Source organism: Syntrophaceae bacterium, assembly GCA_013177825.1.
Taxonomy (GTDB): domain Bacteria; phylum Desulfobacterota; class Syntrophia; order Syntrophales; family PHBD01; genus PHBD01.
In genome coordinates this window covers 130008-138504 of sequence record JABLXX010000009.1, presented here as the reverse complement: position 1 = coordinate 138504, position 8497 = coordinate 130008, and the positions used below count along the sequence as shown (strand labels likewise).

The following is an 8497-nucleotide window of genomic DNA, read 5'->3' as shown; positions in this document are numbered from 1 at the left end:
TCTCCAAGGAACAGTTCCCTCTTTATTTGAAAGAACTGGAGTTTCGATATAATAATCGCAACTCTGATATTTTCGACCAAGTTGCTACTTTTCTCTGCGATCTTGTGCCAAAATGGGACTAATTACCAAAATTTTTATAGACGGTCATCTTTTTACGTGGCCCGTCCGTATCCGGGGTGTCTCCTGCTGCGGCCGAGCCGGCCTGTTATGGTCAAGGCTCTTGAAAACGACGGAGGTGGCGCGCGATGGAGGATGACGTTGAGCATAAAGGCATTCATGCAACGGCATTACCGGCATTTCAACGCCGCCGTGGTGGTGGAAGCGGCCGAGGCCTACCGGCGCTTCCTGGAGGCGGGAGGCCGGATGATGGTCAGCCTCGCCGGGGCCATGAGCACCGCCCGGCTGGGCATTTCCCTCGCCGAGATGATCCGTCGGGACAAGATCCACGCCATCTCCTGCACCGGGGCCAACCTTGAGGAAGACCTCTTCAACCTGGTGGAAACCCGCCGTCTGCCCCTGCCCCATTACCGCTTCCTGACACCCGAACAGGAGAAGGATCTTTACGACCGGCAGCTTCACCGCGTTACGGACACCTGTGTATCGACGGAGGCCATGCGGTGCCTGGAAGGGCTGATCGGCGAGGACTGGATGTCCTGCGACCGGGAAGGGAAGCGGTTCTTCCCCCACGAATTCTTCTACCGTGTCATCCACCGCCACCGGGAAAAGCTGTGTGAGGCTGACCCGGCGGATAGTTGGCTCATGGCCGCCTGCGACCGGAACCTGCCGATTTTCGTCCCCGGCTGGGAGGACTCCACCCTGGGGAACGCCTATGCTTCGCTGTGCCTCCAGGGGAAGGTCGGAAACGTCCATACCGTCCGTTCCGGAATGGAATACATGATGGATCTGGTCCGTTGGTACCGGGAGGCCTCGCAGACGGGTCCGTTCGGCTTCTTCCAGATCGGCGGCGGCATCGCCGGGGATTTCTCCATCTGCGTCGTTCCCCTGATCCGGGAGGACCTGAAGATCCGGGAAACCCCCGTCTGGGGATATTTCTGCCAGATCAGCGATTCCACGACGAGCTACGGATCCTATTCGGGTGCCGTGCCGAACGAAAAGATCACCTGGGGAAAACTGAATCCGGACACGCCCCGCTTCATCATCGAGTCCGACGCCACGATCGTGGCACCCCTTATTTTCTCCTACCTGCTGGAAGACGGTCCCTGACGCCTTTGCCCTTCAATCCCGGAACAACCCTTGAAAGACCTCGCTGTAGCCCGGGTGCGGAAGGACCCAGTTCCTGAGCGCCGTCCGCTCCAGGCCGGACCGGACGGCCAGCGTCAGTGGCGCGATCAGCTCTCCCGCCCCCTCGCCGGCGACGGCGGCTCCCGCCAGGCGGTCCCCTTGGAAAACGGCCTTGGCGAACCCCGAGCCCGCCAGCTCGGTCCGGGCGAGGATGTTGGCCCCGTAATCGGACCGTGTCACCCGGATCGCGAGACTCCGTTCGGCGGCCTGGCGCTCCGTGAGTCCGACCCGGGCGGCCGGCGGGTGGGTGTAGACGACGGAGGGCACGAACGTATCGTCGTGGCGGACCGATCCGTCGCCGAAGAGGCGGCTGGCCAGGGCCTTTCCCTGCTGTGCTGCCCGATGGGCCAGGAGCACCCCTCCCGTCACGTCTCCGACAGCGAAGACCCCCCTGCAGGTGGTCTCCAGGTTTTCATTCACCCGGATGCCCTGCCGGTCGAAGGCGATGCCGAGACGATCCAGTTGTCCTTTATCCAGGAGCGGCCGCCGGCCCGTGCAGACGAGGGCGATCGAGGCCTCCATCTCCAGCGGACCGGCTTCGCCCGCCAGCCGGGCCCGGATGCCGTCGTTTTCCTCCCGGATGGATTCGGCGGCGGAGGAGGTATGAACGGCGATCCCCAGGCGGGACAGCTCCCGGGAAATGAAGGAGGAGACGTCGTCGTCCTCCATGGGAAGGATCCGGTCGAGGGCTTCCGCCAGCGTGACCTTGCAGCCCGCCTCGGCCAGGAACGTGGCGAACTCGACCCCGATGAAGCTGCCGCCCAGAACGACGGCGCTCTCCGGGATGTCCGTCCGCTCGAGAAAGCCGTCGGAAGTAAGGACTCGTGGAGAAGGCTTGATGCCGGGCGGAAGGGACGGCTCGGAACCCCAGGCGATCACGATGAACGGGGCCTGTAGAATGGAAGCCGTTCCGTCCTGCGCCGTCCATTCCACTTCCCCCGGGGCCTTCAGGGATCCCGTACCGATCCGGCAGTCCGCGCCGGCGTCCCGGAGGGACTGCTGGGCCCCCAGGGCAGAGACCCGGACCATCTGCTCCATGTGCCTGCGTGCCGCCGCAATGTCGAGCGCCGTGTCTGGGACCCTCACGCCCAGGCGTCCCGCTTTCTTCAGGGCGGCTCGGACGCGGCTGCAGGTCAGGAGAGCCTTCGTGGGGATGCAGCCGCGGTGGGTGCAGGTTCCTCCCCATCCGCCGCGCTCCAGGATGGCGGTGCGTGCCCCCAGGCGGGCCGCCTCCTCCGCTGCGGCATGTCCGCCGGGGCCGCCGCCGATGACGATCAGATCGAATGATTCCATGGTTCTCCTTGTTCCGGCCGGCCGGGAATGTGCGCCCGCAGCAAACTTGAGGGTCGCCGCGTCGGCCGTATTCTGCATAGACGAAGCGCACCGTGGTGTAAACGGAAAAACCGGGACCTGCCTGCATGAAGAATGAGGGGAACGCCGCAGACGGATGTTTTTCAACGGCCCGTCACAGGTTGCGGAAGGATGCGCCCCTTGTCCAGTACATCAGCAGCAGGATATGGAGGACGATCAGTCCCATCAGGCCTCCGGCGGCCCAGTAGACCGCGGGAAACCCCCAGGAGTCCTTCAGCGCGCCCACGAGGTAAACCGCGGCGGAGCCGACGCCGAAGATCAGCACGGCGGCGACGCCGAATCCCGTGCTGCGCCAGGCCGGTGGTGTGAACAGGGCGATCAGGCTGTTCTCGATGGGCTGGATGCCCAGGGCGAAGAAGACATAGAGGCAGGCGGCGAGAAACAGCGGCTGCTCCCGGAGCAGGCCCATCCCGAGGACGAAGGGGATCGAGACGATGTTGAACAGGATATAGAGCTTTATCAGCTCGTGCCGGTCCGCCAGCCTGCCCCCCGTGAGCTGGCCGAAAATCCCGGCGATGTAAACGAGGGAGGTGAGGGCGGCGGCCGCAAAGGTGGCCGTCGCCGGGTGGTCCGGGAGATGGATCGCCCGCAGGAATTCCGAGAGGAACGGGGCGTGATACTCCAGGTAGGCCGGCAGGGAGATGATGTTGATCCGGTAGGCCAGGCCCCCGAGGGTAACGATCCAGAAGAACAGGATCAGCCGCCGGACGCCGGCGCTCCGATCCTTCGCCGGAGGGAGCACGAAGCGGCCCTGGCCGGGAAGGGGCGTTTCGTCGATCCGCGCCGCCGCCAGCGCGATGCCTCCCAGGAGGGCCGCCAGTCCCAGGACCCCGTAAACGGCCCGCCAGCCGGAGAGCCAGTTCAACAGGCCCGCCAGAAAGGGCGCGGCGACGAGTCCGACGCTTCCCGCCACGGCGTTGATACCCAGGGCGGTGCCGCGGTTCTTCACCCCTCCGGTGATGAAACCCATGCCGGCGGGATGGCTTGCCGAAATGAAGGCCCCGGTCACGGCCAGGGACGCGGCGATGGCCGTCGGGGACTCGGCCAGGGCGGTCCACAGGGCGCCGGCGGCGCTGCCGAAGAGGGCCAGGACGAGGATGCGGCGGTTCCCGAAGCGGTCGGCGGCGATCCCCCACGGGAGGGAGCAGAGTCCGAAGAGGAGGTACATGGGGAATCCCAGGGCCAGGACCGCCGTAAGATCCAGGCCGAGGGCCAGGGTGAGGGGGATGGCCAGGGCCGGGAAGGCCACCTCGAAGCAGTGGAACAGGGAATGGGCCCAGCAGGTGTAGAAGACGATTTTGTGTTCGTTGTTCATGACGGTTGGATCGACCTTTCCCGGCGGTTTTGCAATGCCGGGAATCCCGGGAAATGCACCCGGGAGCCCCCGTTGACGTAAAAATCGGACATTGGATCGTTCGGCGGTCTGTTCCCCGACACATCCGAAAAGGGCGGTCGGGGGATCGAACGGGAAGGGGCTCCTTCCGATTTCTGGAGCCCCTTCGGTCTGGGGCCGGATCTTCCGGGCAGGGCGGCGGGCGCCCTCACGGAGCCGGACTATTTCCTGAACAGTTTTTCATAAGCCGTCGCGCCGGCCACGTAGCCCGCCTCGTCCTTGCCCCAGTCCTTGTGGCAGCCGTTGCAGGAATTGGGGATGACGTTCTTCGGGTCCTTCCGGAAGGCATCGAGGCTCTCCTGGGGCTTGATGATCTTGAAGTCATGAGAATGGATGTCGCCCGCCTCTGCCGAGGATGCCGTCTTCACCATGTGACAGGAGGAGCAGCGGCTGGTTCCGGTCGTCTCCGGGGCATACGAGTGCTTCGTGTGACTGCGGACCGCCTCGGGGGTTGCATATTTCTTCTTGTGGCAGCTGAGGCACAGGTCGTTGTTGCCGTCCACCTTCACGAGCTGGTAGCGGTTCGGACCCCCGTGAGGGTCGTGGCAGGCCGTGCAGGCCACCTTGCCCTTGTAGTGCCGGCTTCTCAGGAGATCGTGCCACTGCTGGTGATGATTCTTGGCGTGGGCGTCCATGCCGCCCCACACGCCGGGCCGGAACTGGTAATACTGGTCCAGGGGTTCTCCCACCACGTAGGGCTTGTTGTCCCGATCGTTCCACGGGTAGCCGTAACTCCCTGCGGGCTTGCTCACGCCGCGGGAGTGACACTGGCCGCAGGACTCAATATTGCGGTCATAGGCCAGCTTCCCTGGGTTGACGATGCCGCCCGTCGGATTGCCCATGTGCTCCGAGCCCGGGCCGTGGCACTTCTCGCAACCCGTATTCAGTTCCGAATATTTGACGTCGACGCCCTTGTCGCCCTTCGCCAGGACGAGGCCCGTGTTGTGGCATCCGGCGCAGTCCAGTTCGAAGGAGTTCCTCGCCGTCGGTTCCTTGAGGCTTCCGTCCCCATTGTACCACCACTGGGGGTTGTAGGCGACCCAGCGCGATGTGGCCTGGTTCCACTGTATCGGAAGGATGTAGTGGAGGTTGCCGATCCTCACCTGGTAACGCTGCTTCCATCCCCAGCCGCCGTAGGTCCGGACGACTTTGTACGTCTGTTCCCGGGAGGGATTTTTCGTGTCCACCAGGGTGGCGAGGTAGTCCTTGCCCGTTTTCGAAAGTTTGACCGTGTACTCAGGAATGTTTCCGCCCTTGAGTTTCAGGGTTCCCTTCCAGTCCACGACGACGGTGTCGTTGGTGGGGGAGAGGTCCTGCTGCGATTTGTTGTGGAGAGTACCTTTCCATTTTTCATAGGCTTGGGCGTGGCACGTGGCGCACTTGTCGGACCCCACGTAACCGGGAGCCGCCAGGGCCGCCGCGGGAAGGAGGACTGCCCACAGAACGGCGAGCAGTCCGAGGGTGATTCGCTTGTCCATGCGTTTCGTTTTCCCTCCTTTCCTGATACATTCTGACCGGTCCGGAAACGTTTTCACTCCCGACGCTGTTTGTCTGCCTCACCCCCCTTCCGTGCTCCCCCGATAAACGGGTATTGCTGCGCCTTGCGTGACCCGGGTGCAGACCGCCGGCGGCTCAGGGCGGCGCCTGCGCCGAGCCGCCGCCGTTCTCCGGAAAAGCGCGGGCGGCCCGATAGGAAGAGCGCACCAGCGGCCCCGACGCCACATGCCGGAATCCCATGGCCCGGGCTTCTTCCTCGATCCCGGCGAACTCCTCCGGAGTCCACCAGCGGGCCACGGGCCAGTGCTCCCGCGTCGGCTGCTGGTACTGGCCCACCGTCAGATGCCGGCATCCGCTTTCAAGAAGATCTTCCAGGACCCGCGAGATCTCTTCCCGGGTTTCCCCCAGGCCCACCATCAGGCCGGATTTGGCCGCCGGGCGCCCCTCCTCCGTTTCTTTCCCTTCGCCGACCCGGCGGAGCAGCTCCAGCGACGTCCGGTAGTTCCCCTGGGGACGCAGTGCCGGGAACAGCCGGGGGACCACTTCAACGTTGTGGTTGACCACGTCGGGACCCGAGTCGAGAACACGTTGCAGGGCGGTCCGGTCGCCGCGAAAATCGGGAACGAGGACCTCGACGCGGCAGCCGGGAATCTCGCGCCGCAGGATTTCCATGCAGGCCGCGAAGGCCGAGGCGCCTCCGTCCGGGAGGTCGTCCCGGGTGACGGAAGTGACGACGACGTAGCGGAGGCGGAGCCTCCGGGATGCCTCGGCGACACGTTTCGGCTCTTCCGGATCCGGTGGCGCCGGGATTCCGTGATGGACGCCGCAGTAGCGGCAGTTCCGGGTGCAGGTATCCCCCAGGATCAGGAAGGTGGCGGTGCCGGCGGAGAAGCACTCCCCCCGGTTGGGACAGCGGGCCTCCCGGCAGACGGTATGGAGGCCCAGGTCGGCCATCGTCCGGGAAACCGACGCGAAGGCCGGTCCGCCGGGCAGGGGGACCTTCAGCCAGGCGGGCTTTCGAAGGGGTGCTTCAGGCATGAAGCCTTCTTCCGATTTTACTCGCAAGGCCATTAGAAATGATACCAGATCGTCGCGTAGTCGTTGACGTTTTCTCCGTCCCGGGCGAGGCGCTGGAGGTAGTCGTAGATGGGCACGTCCGTATAGACGTAATCGAAGGCCGTCACCAGGCGGACCTCCCAGGAGTAGAAGCGGTACATCCGGCGGCCGTCCGGGAGGATCATGATGACCTCGTGATCCTGCCACGCCCGCAGGTTCGACTTGCCGAGACGGGGCAGGTTGAAGACCGGCTCGTCGGTGCGAACGAGGCCGGGCAGCAGGCGGGCTTCCTCCCGGCGTTCCTGTTCGGCGCGGGCGATGGGCACCCGGAAGTCGACGGTCTCCTCCTTCCCCTTGGTGCTGAATGTGTAATAGGGATCGATTCCGGAGAGCTTCAGGCTTTTCCGCAGCAGGCACGTCTCGAACCGGCGGCTGTTGTAATAGGTGAAGACCTGCTGGTTGTAAATGTTCATGCCGAGGGCCTTGATTTTTCCGACTGCCGCCAGGGAGTCCTCGGTCATCTCCGTCGGGTGTTCGAAGTGCGTTACGATCGCCAGCTCCCGTTTCCCCCACTGGTGGTACTTCCGGAAGATCTCCAGAAGTCCTTCGTCGATGCGGAACGGGAGGGTTACGAGGGTCCGGGTCCCGATACGGATCCTCTCCACATGGCTGATGGCGGCGATCTCGCCCAAGAGCCAGTCGAGATAATCATTCCGAAGGGTCAGCGGATCCCCGCCGGTGACGAGGACCTCCGTGATGGATTCGTTGTCCCGGATCCAGCCGAGGGCTTCCCGGACCTTGGCCCGGCTCAGCTGGACCTCCCTCTGATCCATGGCCTTGATCTCCCAGTTCCGCTGGCAGTAGACGCAGATCTGGGGACACGAGTTGTAGGGCTTTAGAATGACGATCTCGGGATAGCGCCGGGTGATACCGTCGATGGGGCTCGTGGATTTCTCGCCCATGAAGTCAAGGTCCACCCCCGACCGGGTGCTCTCGACGATTCCTGCGCAGTAACGGGCGCTGGGGATGACCTGGGCGCGGATCTGCCGGTCGTGGTCGATCCGGCCTTCCTTGTGGAAAAGGGACAGGTAATAGGGCGTGATCTCGAAGGGGATACCGGAGTCCAGCGCCGCCTCGATGCCCTCGATTTCGTCGGGTTCCAGTGTCACGAGGGAGCGGAGCGTTTCGAGGTCCCGGATCACATGTTTGAGGTGCCAGAGATAGTTCCCCCAATCCGCCTCGGAGGCCCCGAAATGGCGGAGGATGTCGTCCCGGAGCTTCGCCCGTTCCCGGACCAGGGCCTTGTCCCTGCCGGTCCGGTAGCGCTTCAGGTACTTCCGGATGTAGGCCCCGTACTCGTCGAGCTGGGCGGAGCGGATGAGGGCGGCTTCCCGTCCGTCGGCCATCCGGAAGATGTCATGGCTCTTGACGTGCTTTCCGTATTTACCGGTGATCCCGTGAAAGAGGGCCAGGTATTCACAGAGAAAGGCCTCCGAGACCGTATCGATTGACCCCTCTTTTTCCTGGGCGAGGTTGCACAGGAGGGTCAGCGGCGAGGCGCCGGTGATGAACTCGTTCTCTGTCCGGATCGTATTGGCGAAGACCCGGGTGCACTCCTTGGCATTCCTCTTTTCGATGATGTTCATGTTCGAGAAGTAGGTTCCCGGTTTCATGTTGAACATCGAGCGGTCGAGGGCGTTGAAGTAGTCGAAGAGGAGGTGCCTTGCCTCCTCGACGTGTTTGGAGTGGCGGAGCATACGGTGGATGTTCGGGTCGGCGGCCCAGAGCTTGGCCACCAGGTCCTTCCTGGACAAAGTCAGCAGTTTTTTCATGGGTTGTGTGGTGTCTCGCCGGAGGTTGATGGTTCGGGTGTGTCGC

The 8497-nt window shown here is 63.9% G+C and carries 6 protein-coding genes; 1 reads left to right on the top strand and 5 read right to left on the bottom strand.

Annotated features, from left to right (window positions below):
- Positions 1 to 252 precede the first annotated feature (252 nt).
- Complete coding sequence (locus HPY65_16665) at positions 253 to 1224, top strand: deoxyhypusine synthase (protein NPU86111.1); 972 nt, start codon at positions 253 to 255, stop codon at positions 1222 to 1224.
- A gap of 12 nt (positions 1225 to 1236) precedes the next feature.
- Here the strand turns inward: HPY65_16665 and HPY65_16660 are convergent, their stop codons facing one another.
- The 5 genes from HPY65_16660 to HPY65_16640 all read right to left on the bottom strand — a co-directional run bounded on the left by HPY65_16660 (position 1237) and on the right by HPY65_16640 (position 8451).
- Complete coding sequence (locus tag HPY65_16660; GenBank protein NPU86110.1) at positions 1237 to 2595, bottom strand: NAD(P)/FAD-dependent oxidoreductase; 1359 nt, start codon at positions 2593 to 2595, stop codon at positions 1237 to 1239.
- A gap of 172 nt (positions 2596 to 2767) precedes the next feature.
- Entirely contained in the window at positions 2768 to 3988 is a 1221-nt protein-coding gene (locus HPY65_16655; GenBank protein NPU86109.1) for an MFS transporter, read from the bottom strand.
- 239 nt (positions 3989 to 4227) lie between these two features.
- A complete protein-coding gene (locus HPY65_16650) occupies positions 4228 to 5544 on the bottom strand; it encodes a hypothetical protein (GenBank protein NPU86108.1) in 1317 nt (438 codons plus the stop codon).
- A gap of 154 nt (positions 5545 to 5698) precedes the next feature.
- Positions 5699 to 6634 carry a lipoyl synthase gene (gene lipA / locus HPY65_16645; GenBank protein NPU86107.1) on the bottom strand — a complete coding sequence of 312 codons (936 nt, stop codon included), beginning with the start codon at positions 6632 to 6634 and terminating at the stop codon, positions 5699 to 5701.
- The gene (locus tag HPY65_16640) at positions 6634 to 8451 is read right to left on the bottom strand and encodes a KamA family radical SAM protein (GenBank protein NPU86106.1); all 1818 of its coding nucleotides are present in this window, start codon (positions 8449 to 8451) and stop codon (positions 6634 to 6636) included. The genes lipA and HPY65_16640 overlap by 1 nt, the downstream gene beginning before the upstream one ends.
- Positions 8452 to 8497 lie beyond the last annotated feature (46 nt).

Excerpts from the sequence above, each read along its gene's own strand:
- HPY65_16665 (NPU86111.1), top strand. The coding sequence starts at position 253 with ATGACGTTGAGCATAAAGGCATTCATGCAACGGCATTACCGGCATTTC.
- HPY65_16660 (NPU86110.1), bottom strand. The coding sequence starts at position 2,595 with ATGGAATCATTCGATCTGATCGTCATCGGCGGCGGCCCCGGCGGACAT.
- HPY65_16655 (NPU86109.1), bottom strand. The coding sequence starts at position 3,988 with ATGAACAACGAACACAAAATCGTCTTCTACACCTGCTGGGCCCATTCC.
- HPY65_16650 (NPU86108.1), bottom strand. The coding sequence starts at position 5,544 with ATGGACAAGCGAATCACCCTCGGACTGCTCGCCGTTCTGTGGGCAGTC.
- lipA (NPU86107.1), bottom strand. The coding sequence starts at position 6,634 with ATGGCCTTGCGAGTAAAATCGGAAGAAGGCTTCATGCCTGAAGCACCC.
- HPY65_16640 (NPU86106.1), bottom strand. The coding sequence starts at position 8,451 with ATGAAAAAACTGCTGACTTTGTCCAGGAAGGACCTGGTGGCCAAGCTC.